18 protein-coding genes and 3 pseudogenes are annotated in these 18,167 nt (G+C 66.6%); 6 read left to right on the forward strand and 15 right to left on the reverse strand.

Annotated features, from left to right (window positions below):
- Positions 1-71: 71 nt before the first annotated feature.
- A complete protein-coding gene (locus LGN10_RS17560) occupies positions 72-1,925 on the forward strand; it encodes an ABC transporter ATP-binding protein (protein WP_059579405.1) in 1,854 nt (617 codons plus the stop codon).
- A gap of 87 nt (positions 1,926-2,012) precedes the next feature.
- On the opposite strand, the gene LGN10_RS17565 is transcribed toward LGN10_RS17560, so the two are convergent.
- The 10 genes and pseudogenes from LGN10_RS17565 to LGN10_RS17610 form a co-directional block, all read right to left on the reverse strand.
- Positions 2,013-3,377, reverse strand: a complete 1,365-nt coding sequence (locus LGN10_RS17565) for a dihydrolipoyl dehydrogenase family protein (RefSeq protein ID WP_226224444.1) — start codon at positions 3,375-3,377, stop codon at positions 2,013-2,015.
- A gap of 59 nt (positions 3,378-3,436) precedes the next feature.
- A pseudogene (locus tag LGN10_RS17570) lies at positions 3,437-3,532 on the reverse strand (alpha/beta hydrolase); the annotation flags it as partial.
- A 16-nt stretch (positions 3,533-3,548) separates the two neighbouring features.
- Positions 3,549-4,556 (reverse strand): zinc-binding alcohol dehydrogenase family protein, encoded by a 1,008-nt coding sequence (locus LGN10_RS17575; protein WP_059579634.1) that lies wholly within the window; start codon positions 4,554-4,556, stop codon positions 3,549-3,551.
- 32 nt (positions 4,557-4,588) lie between these two features.
- Positions 4,589-5,443, reverse strand: a complete 855-nt coding sequence (locus LGN10_RS17580; protein ID WP_059579412.1) for an alpha/beta fold hydrolase — start codon at positions 5,441-5,443, stop codon at positions 4,589-4,591.
- Between the two features lie 45 nt (positions 5,444-5,488).
- Positions 5,489-6,208 (reverse strand): hypothetical protein, encoded by a 720-nt coding sequence (locus LGN10_RS17585; RefSeq protein WP_226224445.1) that lies wholly within the window; start codon positions 6,206-6,208, stop codon positions 5,489-5,491.
- Positions 6,205-7,251, reverse strand: coding sequence for an alcohol dehydrogenase catalytic domain-containing protein (locus tag LGN10_RS17590; RefSeq protein ID WP_059579417.1), 1,047 nt, complete (start codon positions 7,249-7,251; stop codon positions 6,205-6,207). The genes LGN10_RS17585 and LGN10_RS17590 overlap by 4 nt, the downstream gene beginning before the upstream one ends.
- Before the next feature lie 10 nt (positions 7,252-7,261).
- Entirely contained in the window at positions 7,262-7,981 is a 720-nt protein-coding gene (locus tag LGN10_RS17595) for a hypothetical protein (RefSeq protein WP_059579419.1), read from the reverse strand.
- 54 nt (positions 7,982-8,035) lie between these two features.
- On the reverse strand, positions 8,036-8,890 hold the full coding sequence (locus LGN10_RS17600) for an alpha/beta fold hydrolase (protein ID WP_089465979.1): 855 nt from the start codon (positions 8,888-8,890) through the stop codon (positions 8,036-8,038).
- A 104-nt stretch (positions 8,891-8,994) separates the two neighbouring features.
- Complete coding sequence (locus LGN10_RS17605; RefSeq protein ID WP_230951164.1) at positions 8,995-9,321, reverse strand: response regulator transcription factor; 327 nt, start codon at positions 9,319-9,321, stop codon at positions 8,995-8,997.
- Positions 9,322-9,501: 180 nt separating this feature from the next.
- Positions 9,502-9,927 (reverse strand): DUF3331 domain-containing protein, encoded by a 426-nt coding sequence (locus tag LGN10_RS17610; RefSeq protein WP_059579427.1) that lies wholly within the window; start codon positions 9,925-9,927, stop codon positions 9,502-9,504.
- Between the two features lie 256 nt (positions 9,928-10,183).
- Here LGN10_RS17610 and LGN10_RS17615 point away from each other — a divergent pair, with 256 nt between their 5' ends.
- Positions 10,184-11,533: a sensor histidine kinase gene (locus tag LGN10_RS17615; protein ID WP_185723039.1), complete on the forward strand. Its 1,350-nt coding sequence runs from the start codon at positions 10,184-10,186 to the stop codon at positions 11,531-11,533.
- Positions 11,534-11,551: 18 nt separating this feature from the next.
- On the opposite strand, the gene LGN10_RS17620 is transcribed toward LGN10_RS17615, so the two are convergent.
- The 3 genes and pseudogenes from LGN10_RS17620 to LGN10_RS17630 form a co-directional block, all read right to left on the reverse strand.
- Positions 11,552-12,187: a response regulator transcription factor gene (locus LGN10_RS17620; RefSeq protein ID WP_059579432.1), complete on the reverse strand. Its 636-nt coding sequence runs from the start codon at positions 12,185-12,187 to the stop codon at positions 11,552-11,554.
- Positions 12,188-12,668: 481 nt separating this feature from the next.
- Positions 12,669-13,622, reverse strand: a complete 954-nt coding sequence (locus LGN10_RS17625) for a GlxA family transcriptional regulator (RefSeq protein WP_226224485.1) — start codon at positions 13,620-13,622, stop codon at positions 12,669-12,671.
- Between the two features lie 172 nt (positions 13,623-13,794).
- A pseudogene (locus tag LGN10_RS17630) lies at positions 13,795-14,185 on the reverse strand (aldehyde dehydrogenase family protein); the annotation flags it as partial.
- Positions 14,186-14,199: 14 nt separating this feature from the next.
- Here LGN10_RS17630 and LGN10_RS17635 point away from each other — a divergent pair.
- From LGN10_RS17635 to LGN10_RS33810, 3 genes and pseudogenes are all read left to right on the forward strand, one after another.
- Complete coding sequence (locus LGN10_RS17635) at positions 14,200-14,376, forward strand: LuxR C-terminal-related transcriptional regulator (protein WP_185716528.1); 177 nt, start codon at positions 14,200-14,202, stop codon at positions 14,374-14,376.
- Positions 14,377-14,523: 147 nt separating this feature from the next.
- The gene (locus LGN10_RS17640) at positions 14,524-15,696 is read left to right on the forward strand and encodes a porin (RefSeq protein WP_060310010.1); all 1,173 of its coding nucleotides are present in this window, start codon (positions 14,524-14,526) and stop codon (positions 15,694-15,696) included.
- A gap of 21 nt (positions 15,697-15,717) precedes the next feature.
- Positions 15,718-15,882 (forward strand): annotated as a pseudogene (locus LGN10_RS33810) (glutathione S-transferase); the annotation flags it as partial.
- Between the two features lie 93 nt (positions 15,883-15,975).
- On the opposite strand, the gene LGN10_RS17645 reads toward LGN10_RS33810, so the two are convergent.
- Positions 15,976-16,440: a sodium:proline symporter gene (locus LGN10_RS17645; protein ID WP_226224447.1), complete on the reverse strand. Its 465-nt coding sequence runs from the start codon at positions 16,438-16,440 to the stop codon at positions 15,976-15,978.
- A gap of 61 nt (positions 16,441-16,501) precedes the next feature.
- Entirely contained in the window at positions 16,502-17,164 is a 663-nt protein-coding gene (locus LGN10_RS17650) for a hypothetical protein (protein WP_059579449.1), read from the reverse strand.
- Between the two features lie 397 nt (positions 17,165-17,561).
- Between LGN10_RS17650 and LGN10_RS17655 the strand changes: the two genes are divergently transcribed.
- A complete protein-coding gene (locus tag LGN10_RS17655) occupies positions 17,562-18,164 on the forward strand; it encodes a hypothetical protein (protein WP_226224448.1) in 603 nt (200 codons plus the stop codon).
- The last annotated feature ends 3 nt before the right edge of the window (positions 18,165-18,167 follow it).

The following is an 18,167-nucleotide window of genomic DNA, read 5'->3' on the forward strand; positions in this document are numbered from 1 at the left end:
GACCGCATCGCATCCGGCCCCGCCATCATCGGCCCACCCGCTGCGTCGGGCCGCACAAGGAGAACAAGTCGATGTATTCGTGGTTCGAAAGGCGCCTGCCGACTTTCCCGCTCGAGGATCCCGTCACGCCGCCGAAGGGATTTTTCTCGTTCGTCTGGGCGTGCACGAAAGGCGCGCGCGGCTGGATCCTGCTGATCGCGCTGACGTCGGCCGCATTGGCCGCGTACGAAGCCGCGCTGTTCGCGATGATGGGGCACGTCGTCGACTGGCTGTCGTCGTCGACACCGGCCGACTTCGGCGGCCGCCACTTCGGCACGCTCGCCGGTTTCGCGGCGATCCTCGCCGGCAGCGCGCTGCTGATCGCGCTGCATACGATGGTCAAGCACCAGGTGCTCGCGATCAACTTCCCGATGCGGCTGCGCTGGCTGTTTCACCGGCTGATGCTCGACCAGAGCCTGTCGTTCTACGCGAACGAATTCGCAGGCCGCGTGACGACCAAGATCATGCAGACCGCGCTCGCGGTGCGCGACGCGCTGTTCATGTCGGTCGACGTCGTGATCGGCGTCACCGCGTACCTGATCGGCATCCTCGTGCTCGCCGCGAGCTTCGACTGGCGGCTGATGATTCCGCTCGCGCTGTGGGCGCTCGGCTACGGCGCGGCGTGCGCGTATTTCGTGCCGCGCCTCGGTGCGGTCGGCAGCCGGCAGGCCGACGCGCGCGCGCTGATGACGGGCCGCATCACCGACGCGTATTCGAACATCACGACCGTGAAGCTGTTCTCGCATACGCGGCGCGAAGCCGACCATGCGCGGCGCGCGATGGAAGCGTTCAAGGCGACCGGCGATGCGCAGATGCGGCTCGTCAGCGCATTCGAGATCGTCAACCACCTGCTGTCGACGCTGCTGCTGATCGGCTCGGCCGGGCTCGCGCTGTATCTGTGGCTGCACGGCGAGGCGAGCGCGGGCGTCGTCGCGGCCGTGATCGCGATGGCGCTGCGCCTGTCGAGCTATTCGCACTGGATCATGTGGGAAATGACCGAGCTGTTCGAGAACGTCGGCACGATCCAGGACGGCATCAACACGCTGACGAAGGTGCGCAGCGTGGTCGACGCGCCCGATGCGAAGCCGCTTACGGTACAGCGCGGCGAGATCGTGTTCGACAACGTGCAGTTCGCGCACGAGGACAACGATCGCCCGGTATTCGACGGGCTGAACCTGACGATTCGGCCGGGTGAGCGGATCGGCCTGATCGGCCGCTCGGGCGCCGGCAAGTCGACGCTCGTGAACCTGCTGCTGCGCTTTTACGACGTGAACGGCGGCACGATCCGGATCGACGGGCAGGACATCGCGCATGTGACGCAGGACAGCCTGCGCGGCGCGATCGGGATGGTCACGCAGGATACGTCGCTGCTGCACCGGACGATGCGCGAGAACCTGCTATACGGCCGGCCCGACGCGACCGAGCAGGAGATGCACGACGCGGCCGTGCGGGCCGAAGCGTCCGAGTTCATCGAGCGGCTGCGCGATCGGCACGGACGCAGCGGCTACGACGTCGAAGTCGGCGAGCGCGGCGTGAAGCTGTCGGGCGGCCAGCGGCAGCGCGTCGCGATCGCGCGCGTCATGCTCAAGGACGCGCCGATCCTCGTACTCGACGAAGCGACCAGCGCACTCGACTCGGAGGTCGAAGTCGCGATCCAGCGCAGCCTCGACAGCCTGATGAGCGGCAAGACGGTGATCGCGATCGCGCACCGGCTGTCGACGATCGCCGCGATGGACCGGCTGATCGTGCTCGACGAAGGGCGCATCGTCGAGGAAGGCACGCACCAGCAGTTGCTGCAGGCGGGTGGCATTTATGCGGCGCTGTGGGCGCACCAGAGCGGCGGGTTCCTCGGGGAGACGGCGGACGCGGAAAGCGTCGCGCAGTAGGTCGGCCGCCCTGGCGACATGGCGGCGCTTCGATCATCGCTCGTCGGACGAACCGAGGGCACAATGCGTACCCCCGTCGCTCCAGGGTCAATGCAACGTCGCGAACAGCAGGTTCAGCCCTTCCGAAATAATCGGATGACCGATGATCGCATCGCGCACCGCCGTGTACGGCAGGCCGCCGAGCATCGCCATCTGGACTGCGGTCGTCACATCGCCGGCGCCCGTGCCGACCATCGTGAACCCGAGAATCGCGCCGGTGCCCGGATGCACGAGCGCCTTCATGAACCCGCGCGTGTTGCCGTCGGTGCGCGCCCGCGGCACGGAAGCCATCGGCAGCTTCGCGACCCGGACGTCGATCTTTCGGGCATTCGCGTCCGCTTCGTTCAAGCCGATTCGGCCGAGTTCCGGGTCGATGAACAATGCATAAGGGATGAGACGTTCCGCGGTGCTCGCCGGCCGGCCTTCGATACCGGCTTTCAGCACACGGTAGTCGTCGAACGACGCATGCGTGAACATCGGCGTGCCGGCGACTTCGCCGATCGCCCACGTGCGCTCCGCCGTCGTCGCGAGCCGATGGTCGACCTTGATGAACCCGCGCTCGTTCGTCTCGACGCCGGCCAGCTCGAGCCCGATGCCGGCCGTCTGCGGCGTGCGCCCGGTCGCCACGAGCACGTGCGTACCTTCGATGGCACGGCCGTCGGCCAGCCGCACCGTGACGCGCTCGCCGCTTTTTCCCTCGACGCCGACGAGCCGCGCGGCGAGTTCGAGGCGAATGCCATCGTCGGTCAGCGCCCGCTGAATGACCGTGCTGACGTCCTCGTCTTCGCGCATCGCAACGCGCGGCGTATCGCTGACGAGCGTGACCGCGCTGCCGAGCCGCCGAAACGCTTGCGCCATCTCGAGCCCGATATAACCGCCGCCGATGACGACCAGATGCCCGGGAAGCGTCGTCAACCGCAATGCCTCCACGTGCGTGAGCGGCCGCGCATCGCGCAGCCCCGGCACGTCCGGGCTCGACGCGACCGTACCCGTGTTGATGTAGACGTTCTCGCCCTCGTAGATCGTTTCGGCCCCGTCAGCGCCGCGCACCGCGATGGTTCGCGGCGCGACGAACCGCCCCGTCCCGATCACGAGTTCGAGACCCGACTGCTCGAATGCGCGGCGATTGACGTCGACCATCCCGTTCACGACCGAGGCGACATACGCGGAAACGCCCGCCATGTCGGCCGTCACGTCTTCCTGTTGCGCCGCATCCCGCCACGCATGCATCGCGCGTGCACGGTGTATCAGTGCCTTGCTCGGGATGCACGCGACGTTGATGCACGAGCCGCCGATCATCCCGCGCTCGATCACCGCGACGCGCTTGCCTTGCCGGGCCATCTCCATCGCAAGCGATTTTCCGCCCTTGCCGCCGCCCAGAAACAGGTATTCGACCCGTTTGACCTCTGCCATGCTGCTCTCCAGGTTCCGTTTGTCCCGCTCGAAGTGTGTGAGTCGCGCGCGTTTCCGCGTCACGACTGCAGAAAGGCGAGCAGATCCGCATTGACGCGATCGGCATCGACGACGCACATGCCATGCGATGCGCGTTCATACACCTTCTGCGTCGCATGTAGCGGTGCTCGCTCAGAAGCCTTCGAGCACGATCTTGCCCTTCGCGCGCCCGCCTTCCAGCAGCGCGTGCGCGCGCCGCAGGTTCGCCGCGTCGATCCTGCCGAGGTGCTCACCGACGGTGCTCTTGAGCACGCCGTCGTCGATCAGCGTCGCCACGCGGGCGAGCAGCGCGTGCTGACGGTCCATGTCGGGCGTGCGGAACATCGAGCGCGTGAACATGAATTCCCAATGCAGTGAGATGGCCTTGCGCTTGAGCGGCATCGCATCGAGCGTGTCCGGATCGTCGATCAGCGCGAGCTGGCCCTGCGGCTTCAGGACATCGACGATCTGCGCGTAGTACGTGTCGGTATGCGTGAGGCTGATCACGTGGTCCACGTGGTCGATGCCAAGCGACTTCAGTTGCGGTTGCAACGGCTGGCCGTGATCGATCACGTGGTGTGCGCCAAGCTCGGCGACCCACGCGTGCGTGGCCGGCCGCGATGCCGTGCCGATCACCGTCAGCGCGGTCAACCGGCGCGCGAGTTGCACGAGAATGGATCCGACGCCGCCGCCCGCGCCGATCACCAGCACGCTCTGCCCGGCGCCGCCGCGCTCGGCGATCTTCAGCCGGTCGAACAGCAGTTCCCACGCGGTAATCGCAGTCAACGGCAGGGCCGCAGCGTCGGCAGCGCCCAGTGTCGTCGGGCGGCGGCTTGCAATCCGCTCGTCGACGAGACCATATTCCGCGTAGCTGCCGGGCCGCGTGATGTCGCCCGCATACCAGACCTTGTCGCCCGGCGCGAACAGCTCGACGTCGCTGCCGACCGCCTCGACCGTTCCCGCCGCGTCCCAGCCGAGAACGCGCGGGCCGCTCGGCTGCACGCCGAGCCGCAGCTTCGAATCGACCGGGTTGACGGCGATCGCGTCGATCCGCACGAGCAGATCGCGCGCGCCGGGTGTCGGCACCGGCAGCTCCGCGTCGTACAGCGACGCCGGATCGTCGATCGGTACGCCGGCCTTTGCATAAACGATGGCTTTCATCATTGGCTCCTTGAAGAGGGTGAGCGACGCGGTCACGCGCCGCGCAGGAATTCCGCGACGTGCGCGACATACGCGCTCGCATGCTGGAACAGCGCGCCGTGGCCTGAATTCGGATAGACGATCAGCGTCGCATCCGGCAGCCCCTGCGCGAGCACGAAGCTGTTCGCGGTGGGGATCATGCGGTCGTCGTTGCCGTTGGTCACGAGGGCCGGCTGCTTGATCCGGCCCAGCTTGCCTGCCACGTCCCCGCTCCAGTTCGCCCACGCGATCATCGCCTGCAGCTGGGCGGACGCGACTTCGGGGCCCGCCGGCAAATCCGGCTCGGCGGTGCGCGCGGCGAGGCGGTCGACGAATGCGGCGGCGGCCGTCTGGCCGGCGGGCGTTGCCGGGAAAAACAGCCGCTTGAGCTTTTCGCTCATCGGCATCTCGCCGTCCGTGTAGATCGCGAGCAGTTCGGGCCGATCCATCCCCGCCCCTTCGCCGCCTTCAGGCGCGGTGCCGGACAGGATCATCCGCTCGACCTGCTCCGGTCGCGCGATCGCGATGTCCTGCGCGAGAAAGCCGCCGAGCGAAAATCCGAGGATATGCAGCCGGTCGATCGACAGGGCGTCGACGAAGTGCAGCACGTGCTGCGCCATGTGCGCGATCGACGTCGGAACCTGTCCGCCGGAGCGGCCGACGCCGGCGTTGTCGAACAGGATGATTTCGCGATCGCGCGCCAGCACGTCGACGATCGCCGGATCCCAGTTGTCCAGCGTGCCGGTGAAATGCTGAAGACACAGCAGCGGCCGCCCGCCCTTTTCGTTGCCGAAGCGGCGATACGCGTAGCGCACGCCGGCTGCATCGATGTAGCGGGTCGTAGCGGCGGATGATGCAAATTGCGTCATGATGGGTTCCCTCGATGGGCGCGCGACGCGCGCCGTGGTTCACACTCAGCTCAGCGCGATGTCATGCAGGTCGATCGATACGACGAGCGGTTCCGGCACGGCCTGCCCGTCGGCTGCACGCGGGTAGATGCGCCGCTTCGTCGGGAAGCGGATCCCCGAAACGGTCACATAGTCGCTGACGTAATGCGCGCCCGGTGTGTTGCCCGCGATTTCGACGTCGTAGTCGAGGCGGCGCACGAGGCCGTCCGGCCCGACGTAGATCATCTGCGCCTTGCTGAACACTTCGAGCGTGTCCGGGTAGTGCACGCGAATCCGGCGCCACGCTTGCCCGTGTTCGTTCCAGATGCCGTCTTCTTCGCAGCGCACACCGTCCCATGCAAGCACGAACGGCGCGTTCAGGTACGTCCACATCGCGCATCCGGCGAAAAACGCCAGTTGAAGCTCGTCCCACGGCGTCTCGAGCGTATGCCCGTCGAACGACCGGCGCGGCTCTTCGCGCGCCGCGAGCACATGGCCGGCCGAATCGAGCAGCGCAATGCGCTCGCCGGTGAATTCGCTGCGCGCGGCTGACGCACCGAACGGCGCGTGCGACGCCCATTGGCGATCCGTCGCGACGGTGACCGTGGTGTCGTCGAGCACGCCGGCGTGACCTTTGAGGCCCCACAGCGCACCGCCTTGTACGAGGCGCGCGCGCACCTGCCGAAACTTGCGCCACTGCACAAGCCCGCCGTGGGCGTCGATGATGGATTGGGCGATCGCGTTCATGCGGAAGCTCCCGTGGGTGCGGAATTCATGGTCAGTACCGCGCGGAACCGGACGTCCGCGCGCATCATGCGGTCGTACGCCGCTTGCGCGTGCTCGAGCGGGAACGTTTCGATCATCGGCCGCACGTTCTGCAGCCGCGCGAACGCGAGCGTCTCTTCGTTGTCCGCCACCGTTCCCGTCAACGCGCCGACGACGGAGCGGCCACCGAACACGAGGTCGACCGCATTCACGGCGATCGGCTCGCCCGGCACGGCAACGACGATCAGCTTGCCGCGTGCGGACAGCCCCGCGACGGTGTCGGCCATGCCCGAGCCGGTCGGCGCCGTGCCGAGCACGACCTTCGCCCCGCCGAGCGCTCGCAGCGCGGCGGCGACGTCCTCGGTCCGCGCATCGATGTAGCGATGCGCGCCGAGCTGCGCAGCAAGCACGGCCTTGTCGGCTCCGCGCGCAATCGCGACGGTGTGAAAACCCATCTTGTTCGCGAATTGCACGGCGAGATGGCCGAGCCCGCCGAGGCCATGGATGGCGACCACGTCGCCGGCCCGCGCGCCGGCATTGCGCAGCGCGTTGAACGTCGTCAGCCCCGCGCACAACAGCGGCGCGGCCTCGGCCGCATCGAGATCGTCCGGCACGCGCACGAGCCCGCGGGCTTCGGCCAGCATGATTTCCGCGTAGCCGCCGTCCGTCGTCATCCCGGTGATGACCGGGTTCTCGCAGTTCACGATGTCGCCGTGCCGGCACGACGGGCACGTGCGGTCTTCGCCGGCGAGAAAGCCGACACCGACGCGCTCGCCGAGCCGCCAGCCGGACACCCCTTCGCCCAGCGCGTCGATTCGGCCGACGACTTCATGCCCCGGTACGCGCGGCGGCGCGCCATCCGGCGCTTCGCGCTCCACGGTTGCACTGTCGGAATGGCATACCCCGCAGGCTTCGACGCGAATGCGCACCTGCCCCTGTGCCGGCGCGGGAATCGGGCGCTCGACCAGTTCCAGTCGCCCGGGCGCCTTGACTACCGCCGCGCGGTAAGTCGCTTGATTCGTCATGATTGCCTCGTTATTCGAAACGGAAGTTCGACAGATCGACACCCACGATCAACGGAGCGGGCAGCGCTACGTTCGCGTCGGTACGCGGATAAATCCGGAAGCGCGTCGGCATCCGGATGCCTTGCACGTCGACGTAGTCGCTGATGTACCGCGCAGCCGCGTTGCGCCCCTGGATGTCGACCTCGTAGTCGTGCCGGCGCAGCAGCCCGTCCGCGTCGAAGTAGAACGTCTGCACGGCGCTATGCGTCGCGATCTCCGGCGCGAACTCGACACGCAGCCGCCGCCACGGCAGCCCGTCGACGGTCCACGGCGCGATTTCGCGGCTGCGAACGCCGTCGTGGCGCAGCAGGAACGGCGACGTCAGATACGTCCACATCGTGTAGCCGGCGAAGTACGCCAGCTGTGCGTTGGACCACGGCGTCTCCATTTCGTAGCCGTCGAACGATGCGCGAGGAGCGTCGAGCGTATCGACGACGGTCCCGTCGTCGCGCCGGATCTCGACGCGCGAAGGCGTGTAGACCGAGTGGTCCGTCGTCGGAGCGAACGGGGCATGCGATACACGCTGCTCGTGCAACTGCACCGTCACGCGCGAATCGGTGAGCACGCCGTCGCGCTGCTTCAGCGCCCAGATCGCGCCCGTGTGATGCAACTGCGCCGATACGCTGCGAAAGCGCTTGAAGCGCTCCATTCCACCTGCCGCGCGAATCGCCAAATCAATCAGATCTTCCATTTGTCATCCTAAACAATAAAAAACGACTTCTTCATTCCTTCATTGCGTGCGCGATCAGCCGGCGTGCACGCCGACGAACGCCGCGATGTGTCTGGCGCAAGACACCGGATACTCGAGTTGCGGCCCGTGCCCGGTGCGCGGCAGCGTCACGAGATGCAGCGTCGGAAGCTGGCCGTTGAGCGCATACCAGTTCTCCACCGGGAACACGATGTCGTGATCGCCGCCGACATGAAGCACCGGAATCGACGTCGAGCGCAGCGCATCGAGCACGGCATCGACCGGGAAGGCCGGGTTTCGCGGGCCGTCGCCGACCTGCTCGCCGGCCCACGCAACCGGCACCGCCGGGCTCAGGTCGACCTTGCGCCGCGCGACGCGCGCGGCCGCTTGTTCGGCCGCCGTGCGGCTCGCGGCGGAGGCCGGCTCGAAGAACAGCGTGACGAAATCCTCGAAGTCGTTTTCGCGCTTCGCCATCGTGTAGAACAACGGTTCGCCGGCCTTGACCAATTGGCCCGGCGGTGTGGTCGCGATCAGCACCGCGTGCGTGACGAGCTGCGGCGCTTTCGCGAGCACGATCTGCGCGGCCATCCCGCCGACCGACCAGCCGCCGATCACCGCCTTGCCGAGCTTGAGCGCGACGATCAGGTCGATCGCGTCCTTGGCGAGCGACGCGGGATGATAGGTTCGCTCACCGCTCGACTGCCCGAGGCCGCTGTAGTCGAAGATCGTGACCTGGAAGCCCTGCTCGGCGAGACTGTCGAGGAACAGCGGATCCCACGTGTCCATGGTTCCGCGAAAGCGCACGCACAGCACGAGCGGCGTGCCACTGCCGAACGTGCGATACGCGAGGCGTCGACCATCGACGTCGACGAACTGCGTTCTGGCGCCGAGGCTCGGACTATCGTTTTCCATCAGTTCTCCCGTCGTTCGAAACAAACCACGTAATGGACATGCCGGTCGCGATGACGCGGCCCGAACGCACCGCTGCCGCGCCCGTATGCCGCACTGCCGCCCATTCAGCCCCCTGCGAGCGCGCGCATCACCCACTGCACGAGTTCGCGCGGATCGAACGGCTTCTCCAGCACGCACAATGCGCCGAGCCGTCTCGCTTCGAGCGCCCGGCGCGCGCTCGGGTGCGCGGTCACGAAGATGATCGGCACGTCGCAACACCCTGCGCGCAGTACGGCGAGCAACTCGATGCCCGACATCCCGGCCATCTGGATATCGCACACGATGCAGTGCGACGTCCCGTTCGCGCCGTGTTCGAGAAACGCCTCGGCCGACGCGTACAGCCTCACGCGCACGCCCATCGAGCGCACGAGCGATTCCAGCGACTGTCTCATCGCCAATTCATCGTCGATGATGCAAACCGTCTTGTCGTGCACAGAGTGTCTCGCGTGACGCCACGCTCGCTGGCAGGGCCGGGAACGCAACCGGATTTCGGACAGCGTACCGACCGCCCCCTGTGCCGGCAATCATGCCGAGGTATGGTGCGGTCGATACCGACCGTACCCGCTCGCGCGTCACCAGCCGTCCGCGCTGGCGGACGACGCGGGTGCGACTGCCGCGGCATGGATCATCCTGTCCCAGTTGCACGGAACGGTGCGGCCGCGCCCCCTCGGCCGATACACGCGATCGCCCGGCTTGATCGGCGCACCGGTCAGCACGCAGCGTGACGCGGTTCTCGCGGTCACGCAATGCCACAGCTGTTCGCCGAAATGCCCGTACCTCGGGTCGCTCCAGCGCACGCTGACAGCGGTATCCGACAGAATCTCGACGATCCTGATCCGCGACGCCGCCGGCGCGGCGGCCTCGCGCGCGCCGTCATTGCGCTTGCCGCGCACGCGCCGCCGATGCGAGCCGGGCGCGCCCGCCGTTCTCGATGGATCCAGCAGGCCCATCAGCGCGCGTTCGAATACATCGTCGTATGCACACGTTGGCTGCGTCATCTCTACCGTTCCCCTCGCATTGAACGCGCATGCGCGGCTTGCGCAATCGGCCCGTCGCATCGACGCATCGCGAACATCGCCTCTTCGCTATCTCCGCGCCGCGCGCTTCACTCACGTTGGAATCGAGTCTAGAGGAACGGTTTTCTGCGATCCATCAGACCGTGGTCGATGCCCTCCCATACCAAAGTCTGACCGTCGCGCCGGCCTGCATGGGCCCGCGGTCACGGTCAGCAACACGCAGCGATCTGCTTTATAGTTGCAAGTACATCGAAGTCGGACGCGCACGTCGTTCGTCGTCCCGATGCTTCACTTCCGGTCATCCGGTTTCGCGCCGCGCGCGAGCCTCAACGAGCACCACGTCCCCATGTCCACGTCCGCAGCCCCGACGATCGCCCCGCCTGCCGACCCTCATCCCGCGGAAAGCGAGCTCTTCCTGTCGGCGCCGATACCGATCCTGATCGAAGACTGGTCGCGCGTTTATCGCGCGGTGAAGGAACTCAAGATGGCCGGGGTCTCCGATATCGACCGCTATTTCGACGAGCATCCGCAGGCCGTCGCCCGGTTGCGCGCGCTGCATGCGTTCGTGGCGGCCAACGACGCGGTGGTGCAACTCTTCGACGCGGAGTCGAAGGAACATTTCCTGCAGCACGCGGAGATCCTGTTGCCGGCCGACCGGCTCAGCAACAGCGCGGTGCTGCGCGCGATCTACGAAAATCGGATCGCCTGCCAGGGCGAGCGCACGCTGGTGACGTTCAAGGGGCGCCGCGTACCGATCGTATGGCGCTGCTCGCTGCCGAAGCACGAGGACGGCTACCGGCGCCTGCATTTCTATGCGTTCGACGTGACCGAACAGAAGGAGAACAGCGACCGGCTCGCGGTATTGCGCGCGGAAGCCGCACGCGCGGCCCGCGTGTCGCTATTTGCGGAGATGTCGGCCTCGATCCTGCATGAGGTCAGCCAGCCGCTGTCGGCCGTCGGTTCGTCGGCCGAAGCGGCGTTGCGCTGGCTCGAGCGCGACGAGCCCGACGTCGCCGAAGCCGCTGCCGCGATCACGCAGGCCGCCCGGTGGGCACGCGACGCGACGGAGATCTGCCGCAAGATTCGCGGCTTCATCGGCAAGGCGCCGGCGAAGTGCGTCGACTTCGCGGCCGCCGACGCCGTGCACGCTGCCCTGTTCCTGATCGGGCCGGAAGCCGCTGCACGCAACGTTCGTGTCGACAGCGACATCGATGCCGACGCACACCTGTTCGCCGATCCCGTGCAGGTCCAGCAGGTGCTCGCGAACCTGATGATGAACGGCATCCAGGCGATCGAAAGCGGCCCGTCGCACGCGCGCACGCTGACGGTCTCGGCCAGGCTGAGCGGCGCCGAAGTCGTGTTCGACGTATGCGACACGGGGCCGGGTATCGAACAGCAGTCGATCGATCAGCTTTTCGAGCCGTTTTTCACGAGCAAATCCGACGGCATGGGAATGGGCCTCACGGTCGCACGCTCGATCGTCGACGCCCACCACGGGCGCATCTGGGCACGCGGCGAACCGGGCGCCGGCTGCTGCTTCTCGTTCGCGCTGCCGGCCCGCCCGCGCACGACCGACCCGGCCGCATGACGCTCGCCGCGCGCGGCGTCATGTCGCCAGTTGCACGCCGATCGCCTCGGACTTGCGCACGAGATCCGCAAGCGACGATGCATTCATCTTGCGCATCACCGATGCGCGATGCTGCTTGATAGTGATCAGGCTCAATCCGAGATGCGACGCGATCTGCTTGTTCAGCGCGCCGCTGACGACGTACGCAAGCACTTCGCGCTCGCGGCGCGTGAGCAGCTCGAACGACTGCCGCAACTCGTCGTGCGTGTCGTTGCGGACTCGCCGTGCCGCATCCAGCGACAGTGCGAGGTTCACGGCGTCGATCAACTCGTGGTCGGTGAACGGCTTCACGAGAAAATCGACCGCACCGCCCTTCAGCGCCTTGCGACACACTTCGACGTCCGCGAACCCGGTTATGACGACGATCGGGATCGATGGTCGGTCCGACGCCTGCTGAAACATCAGCCCGCTCTCCCCGCGCAGCCGCACATCGAGCAACAGGCAGCTCGCGACATTCTCCCTGTGCGTCGCGCGCAGCTCGGCGGTACTCGCGAAGGTCACGACGCGCAGGCCCAGCGATCGCAACAACGTATCGAGCGAGGCGCGTATGGCCGGATCGTCGTCGACGACGTATACAACAGCCGTCGAATCGTCTTTCATCGCTGCATCTGACATATCCTGCGCCCCAACCGTCCGTTCAGTTTCATCATCGCGAACCACGTGTCGCCCGATACGGTGCCGACGACGAGCGCCGACCCGGCCACCCGCTAGGCCGGTCGCGCCCCGCACAGCGCTTCGCTGATCCGCGCCACTTCGGCGGTTGCGACGTACGCGTCATGCGGCGCATCGGCACGGCGTGCCTACCCATGCCGGGCACGCTTCGCGCGTGCGGCAACGCAATCGGCGACCGGGCGCGTCCGTGCGGCACACACGGCCGGTTCCAGCCTGGCGACATGACGCGGGCTACCGAGGACGGTTCACAAAACCGTGGGCGGACGAGCGTGCGGTCCGCTGTTGACGAGTCGTCGGTTCGGCTTGCCCGAGCAGGTACCGCCCGAAGAACATTCTATTGACGATGGGCGCGCGTGGAGGGACGCAGTTCCCTCCTTTCGTGCCATGATGTTGCAGCGCGGGATCCGGTATCGGCCAGCCGCGCTCAGTCGGTGTCCGTGTATTCCGGCTTGCGCTGCCGCCGCAAGGCCTGCGGCGGATGGCCGAACGCGCGCACGAACGACCGCCTCATCCGCTCGGTATCCGCATAACCGGTTTCCCGTGCGATCGTGTCGATGGTCCACGACGAACTCGTCACGAAATCCCGGGCCGTTTCGAGCCGAATGCGCTCGACTGCCTTTGCAGGCGTCAGGCCGGTTTCGTCCTTGAAGCGGCGCGTAAACTGCCGCTTGCTCATCCTCGCCACGTCGGCCAGCTTGTCGACCGTCAGTTCGGTGCCGAGATTCGCCCGGATGTGCGTGATGACGTCGTGGATCCGATTGCTGCGTGCCGGATGGTCGATCAGCACGGACGATTGCGGCTGCGACCCCGAGCGCCTCCAGCGCTCGAGCACCAGGTCTTTCGCAACCTGCAACGCGGCGTCCGGGCCGAGATCCTCTTCGAGCATCGCGAGCGCCATGTCCATGGCCGTGCTCATTCCGGCCGAACTCCACAGCGCGCCGTCGCGCACGAAGATGCAATCGCTCTCCACCGATACCGCAGGGTAGCGATCCCTGAACCGGTCGAGAAACGCCCAATGCGTCGTTGCACGGCGCCCGTCCAGCAGGCCCGCCTCGGCCAGCAGAAACGCACCGAGGCAAATCGACGCCATGCGTTCGACCTTGCCGGACAGATCGACCAGCAGTTCGCGCATGCGGTCCGTGAGCGGCGGCGTCGACAGCGAAGCGCCGACGAATACCGTGTGCAGCTCCGACAGCCGCGCTGGTTGAGTCGATGCGCACATCCCGAACGACGCCTCCACGGGGCCGCCATCCTCCGAGATCACGCTCACTTCATAGAGCGAGCGGCCGGCGCGGAGATTGGCGATGTCGAACACGGACAACGCGAGCAGGCTCATCACCTGAAACTGAGGGACGACGACAAGCCCAATGCGACGCATACTGACCTCACGCGAATCGACCCCGCCGGCGCATACCGGCGGGGCCACAACAAACAGAAAATCGGGCATGCTGCGGGGATCGCAGCATGCCAACCGGCACTCCGGCGATGCTACAAGATTTTCGGGACAGAAAAGAATGGCCATGCAGCGCACATGGCCGAGCGTTCGGCCCGTCCCGTCGCACGACGACTGCCAGCAGGCGCGAGCCGGCCGTGCACACTGCGCCCATGTTGAAGAAGCGGCGCGCGCGGTGCGGTCGAGATCGGGACAGTCGGGCAGCACGAGGTTCGGCAACTTGCCGCCGAGTTCGAGCCACACGCGCTTCAGGTTTGACTGCGCGGCGCACGCCATGATCTGCTGCCCGGTGCGTGTCGATCCCGTGAACGCGATGCAGTCGACGTCGCGATGCAGCCCAGCGCCCGACCCGGCTCCGCGCCGTTCGGCACGACGTTGAACACGCCGGCCGGAATGCCGGCCGCGAACGCGAGCCGCGCAACGCGCGGCGCGGTCAGCGGCGATTTCTCCGACGGCTCGAGCACCACGCTGTTGCCGGCCGCGAGCGCCACGCGAGATGCACGTGTGCGCGTCGTTCGTCCAGGGCACGACGTCGGCCGCGATTGCGCAGTCGATGGGGCGCAAGACGTCCACCGTCGATACGTACGCGAAGCGCGCATTCGCCAAGCTCGGCGTCGATTCGCGCCGGCAACTGATGACGCTCGTCCCGAGAAACGCGTCGCGCCGCCACGACGCGTAGGCCCCGCGCGAGACGCCAACCCGTTGCGCACGCATCCATCGCCGCGCGCCTCATAACGATCCGACAATTTATTGGTTCCCTCGACGATGCGCGGTCCGTATCGTTCACCGATTCGTCAGACTAATTGACCAACGGGGGAATCCAATCATGAAACAGATCCGGTCATTCGCGCTGCTCGCACTGCCGGCCGCGCTCGCCACCGCCGGCGCCCACGCACAAAGCAGCGTCACGCTGTACGGCATCGCCGACGCGGGCATCGCGTACGTCCACAACGCGCAGAACGCGAACGGCAGCAACGCGTCGAGCCTCGTGAAGTTCAGCAGCGGCAACCTGTCGGGCAGCCGCTGGGGGCTGCGCGGCATCGAGGATCTCGGCAGCGGCCTGTCCGCGCTGTTCCAGCTCGAAAACGGCTTCAACATCGGCACCGGCGCGCTCGGCCAGGGCCAGCGCGAATTCGGCCGCAAGGCCGTCGTCGGCCTCGCAAGCAGCACGTACGGCACCGTGACGCTCGGCCGCCAGTACGATCCGGTCGTCGATCTCGTGCAGGGCCTCACGCAGGACAACTACTTCGGCGGCGTGTTCGCGACGCCGGGCGATCTCGACAACTACGACAACAGCCTGCGCGTCAGCAACTCGGTGAAATACACGAGCCCGCTGATCTCCGGCTTCCAGTTCGCGGCGCTGTACGGCTTCGGCGGCGTCGCGGGCGCGACCGGCAGCGGCCGCACGTACAGCTTCGGCGCGAGCTACGCGAACGGGCCGCTGTCGCTCGGCGCCGGCTACTTCTACGCGAACGGCGGCACGACGGTCGCGAACGGCGTCCGCACGTGGTCGAGCAGCTCGGACACGCTGTTCAACACCGTGATCAACCAGGGCTTCTCGAGCGCGAAGTCGATCCAGATCGTGCGCGTGGCCGGCCAGTACGTGGCCGGGCCGGCGACCTTCGGCCTCGCGTATTCGAACACGCAATACGGCGCGGACACGCTGTCGGCGTTCAGCCAGAACGCGAAGTTCAACAACGGCTCGGCGTTCTTCAACTGGCAGTTCTCGCCGGCGCTGCGCGCGGGCGTCGGCTACAACTACACGTCGCTGACGGGCCCGGCTTCCGCGCACTACAACCAGGTCAACCTCGGCGCGGATTACGCACTGTCGAAGCGCACCGACCTGTATGCGCTGTTCGGCTATCAGAAGGCGAGCGGCAACACGCTCAACGCGAGCGGGGCGACCGTGAAAGCAGCCGCGTCGGTCGGCTCGTACGGCGTGAACTCGGGCACCGATACGCAGGAACTCGCGATCGTCGGCATTCGCCACAAGTTCTGATCGTCCCGTCGCACGACGCTCGCCGACATCGCGGCCGGCACGCACCTGTACCGGTATTTCGAACGCGATATCGCGCGGCCCGACGTGCCGCATGTCGCGGCGTGGTACGAACGATGGAAAGCGCGACCCGCATATCGCACTCGCGTGGTGATGCCGTTCGACGATTCGCGCGGCAAGCTTGCCTGAGCAGGCGACACACCGGCAGCATCGTCGCGTCACGCGCGCCCCGCTTGCCGGCTTCCCGCCGCGGCCAGGCATACCGCGGCGGGTTCGAAGCCATTACATCGATTCGCGCCGGGCGAGGTAGTGGACAGCCGCTGCCGTGATCCCGAATACCAGATGAGCGATCAGCGTGATCGCGCCGCGAACCGGGATGAACCACGGAAAGATCGCCGTGAACCCGTACAGGTTCACGCCATACAGGAGGAGCCCGAACGCGCCGCCCGCGAACAGCGCGGCCACGAGCGGCAAACTGCGGATCAGCCGTGCCAGCACGGCCGCATAGACGAGCGAAAGCGCCGCATGCACGAGCGTCGCCACGCCCATGACCAGCGGATCGAAGCCGCCGGACGCACCGAGCACGCGTGGCCCCATCACGATCGCGGCGGTGAGGCGCGCGTCGCGCAACAGGTTCCGGACGGCGTCTTCGCCGACGATGGCCCAAAGCAGCAACTCGATGACGGTCGATCCGACCGCCGCGCCGAACGCTGCCCAGAGAACCGGCACCACGCGCGCTTGTTTCAATGCTCGTCCTTATGGCGGGGAAATCGATGCATCGAGCGAAGCCGCCGTGCAAACCGGTCCGCTACGCCCCTTCGCAGTCCGACCAGTACGCAAACGGATCGCGATGTTTCGGATAGTGCTCGTCCAGCCATTTCAGCAGCGTCGCCCGCGCATTGTCCATGTCGGCCTTCAACGACGACGTCGTCAGTTCGTGCAATTCGACGGATTTTTCCCGATCGATCACGAAGCAGTTCCAGTCGGGGCCGTCGAGATCCGGATCGTCGGACGCCTTCGACGACTTGCTCCAGCCGAAACGCTTGCGCGCATCGATGTAGTAGCGCGGATGCACCTTCAAATACGACATCTCGCCGCCCTGCAGGCTGCTCTCGGCGCGCAGCACGTCGCGCTCGTCGACGATCTGCGTGACTTCCGGAAGCCGGCGCGAACGCCATCCGGCAGGCAGCGTCGCCACCGCGCGGACGCTGTCGTACGTGCCCCACTCGAGGCCCCACGCTTCGGCCATGCGCTTCATGAACGCGTCGGCGCTCGGATAACCGCGCAACTGGATGCGGGTCGACAACGTGACTTCGACGCCGCGACCGCCGGATGCGCTCGACACCTCGTCGTCCGTTGCGAACGGATTGCCCGGACGCGGCGATTCGCGCTTCGCGTCCGTGGGCGCCAGGCCGGAAAAAAGTTGATCCAGCGCCGCACGCGCTTTCGACGATTTGTCTGGTCTATTCATCGGTTCCCTTTTGTGCAAATTTGAACCCGTATTGCAATAATTGGTGATTGCCCTGCCGTCGGGCAAAGGCTCGATTCCGCTTCACTGTTCCGCTTCACCGCGGCGATCTCGCCGTTTTCCGCGGCTGCATTGTAACGATTCGGCGGCTGCGGCCGCGGCCGAACCCCGCCGCATTCCATTCGTCCCGAAACGGTCGCCGACATAAAGCGGCATGACCACGCGAGTTTCCATGGCAAGCCAGCCGTCCGTGCCGTATACACTCGCCCCTTTCGTGGCGTCGGAAGTCCGACGGTACGCTCGACGACATCGACACCGGGCTTCATCCGAAAACCGGCTTCCCTGCCGGCCGTGATCGCACGCGTTGGTGGCCGCGAAACGAGGCAATGCTGGAGAAACCATGATCCGATTTTTCACGCGCTGGTTTGGCAACAAGACAAGCGACCGGAACGACACACCGGACGCGCCCGAGCCGGTTTCCGATGCCGATATCCTGCGCGATCACTTCTCGCCATCGCCAGACGCGTTGGCGGCGCTTGCGAAGCTGGTCGAGCTCATCGTAAAGCCGCTCGACACCGCGACCCGTCACCGTCTCGTCGCCTACGTCGTCGATGCCGAACCCGGAGAAGACACGTCGTCGATACTCGACTGGGTACTGACACGCGACATGAGCGCCCCGGAAACGCTCGACCCTTCCAACTGGTGCCTGTGCATTTCGGTCGACTGGCGCGCATCCGACCAAATCGAATGGCAGGCAAACCAGATGCTCGATACGCTGGGCATCGCCGAGCGCTGGACCTGGGACGGCGAAGGCGACGTACCGGCCGGGCTGCTCGTGCTGGGCGCCTGGCTGGCCGATAAAGGGTACGCGTTGCTTCATCTCGACACCGGACACGACGCCTATACGGCGTTCGCCGTCAGCCAAGACGACCTCGCCGAAGCACTCGCGCTTGCCCATGCCGCGGGTGCGGAAATCTCGATGTACGACGACCTTCGGCCGTGAAAG

The sequence above is a fragment of the Burkholderia sp. AU32262 genome, from assembly GCF_020419985.1.
Lineage (GTDB): Bacteria > Pseudomonadota > Gammaproteobacteria > Burkholderiales > Burkholderiaceae > Burkholderia > Burkholderia semiarida.

Excerpts from the sequence above, each read along its gene's own strand:
- LGN10_RS17575 (WP_059579634.1), bottom strand. The coding sequence starts at position 4,556 with ATGAAAGCCATCGTTTATGCAAAGGCCGGCGTACCGATCGACGATCCG.
- LGN10_RS17620 (WP_059579432.1), bottom strand. The coding sequence starts at position 12,187 with ATGTCAGATGCAGCGATGAAAGACGATTCGACGGCTGTTGTATACGTC.
- LGN10_RS17625 (WP_226224485.1), bottom strand. The coding sequence starts at position 13,622 with ATGCGTCGCATTGGGCTTGTCGTCGTCCCTCAGTTTCAGGTGATGAGC.
- LGN10_RS17595 (WP_059579419.1), bottom strand. The coding sequence starts at position 7,981 with ATGGAAGATCTGATTGATTTGGCGATTCGCGCGGCAGGTGGAATGGAG.
- LGN10_RS17580 (WP_059579412.1), bottom strand. The coding sequence starts at position 5,443 with ATGACGCAATTTGCATCATCCGCCGCTACGACCCGCTACATCGATGCA.
- LGN10_RS17590 (WP_059579417.1), bottom strand. The coding sequence starts at position 7,251 with ATGACGAATCAAGCGACTTACCGCGCGGCGGTAGTCAAGGCGCCCGGG.
- LGN10_RS17610 (WP_059579427.1), bottom strand. The coding sequence starts at position 9,927 with ATGACGCAGCCAACGTGTGCATACGACGATGTATTCGAACGCGCGCTG.
- LGN10_RS17650 (WP_059579449.1), bottom strand. The coding sequence starts at position 17,164 with ATGAATAGACCAGACAAATCGTCGAAAGCGCGTGCGGCGCTGGATCAA.
- LGN10_RS17640 (WP_060310010.1), top strand. The coding sequence starts at position 14,524 with ATGAAACAGATCCGGTCATTCGCGCTGCTCGCACTGCCGGCCGCGCTC.
- LGN10_RS17565 (WP_226224444.1), bottom strand. The coding sequence starts at position 3,377 with ATGGCAGAGGTCAAACGGGTCGAATACCTGTTTCTGGGCGGCGGCAAG.
- LGN10_RS17605 (WP_230951164.1), bottom strand. The coding sequence starts at position 9,321 with ATGAGACAGTCGCTGGAATCGCTCGTGCGCTCGATGGGCGTGCGCGTG.
- LGN10_RS17600 (WP_089465979.1), bottom strand. The coding sequence starts at position 8,890 with ATGGAAAACGATAGTCCGAGCCTCGGCGCCAGAACGCAGTTCGTCGAC.
- LGN10_RS17655 (WP_226224448.1), top strand. The coding sequence starts at position 17,562 with ATGATCCGATTTTTCACGCGCTGGTTTGGCAACAAGACAAGCGACCGG.
- LGN10_RS17585 (WP_226224445.1), bottom strand. The coding sequence starts at position 6,208 with ATGAACGCGATCGCCCAATCCATCATCGACGCCCACGGCGGGCTTGTG.
- LGN10_RS17560 (WP_059579405.1), top strand. The coding sequence starts at position 72 with ATGTATTCGTGGTTCGAAAGGCGCCTGCCGACTTTCCCGCTCGAGGAT.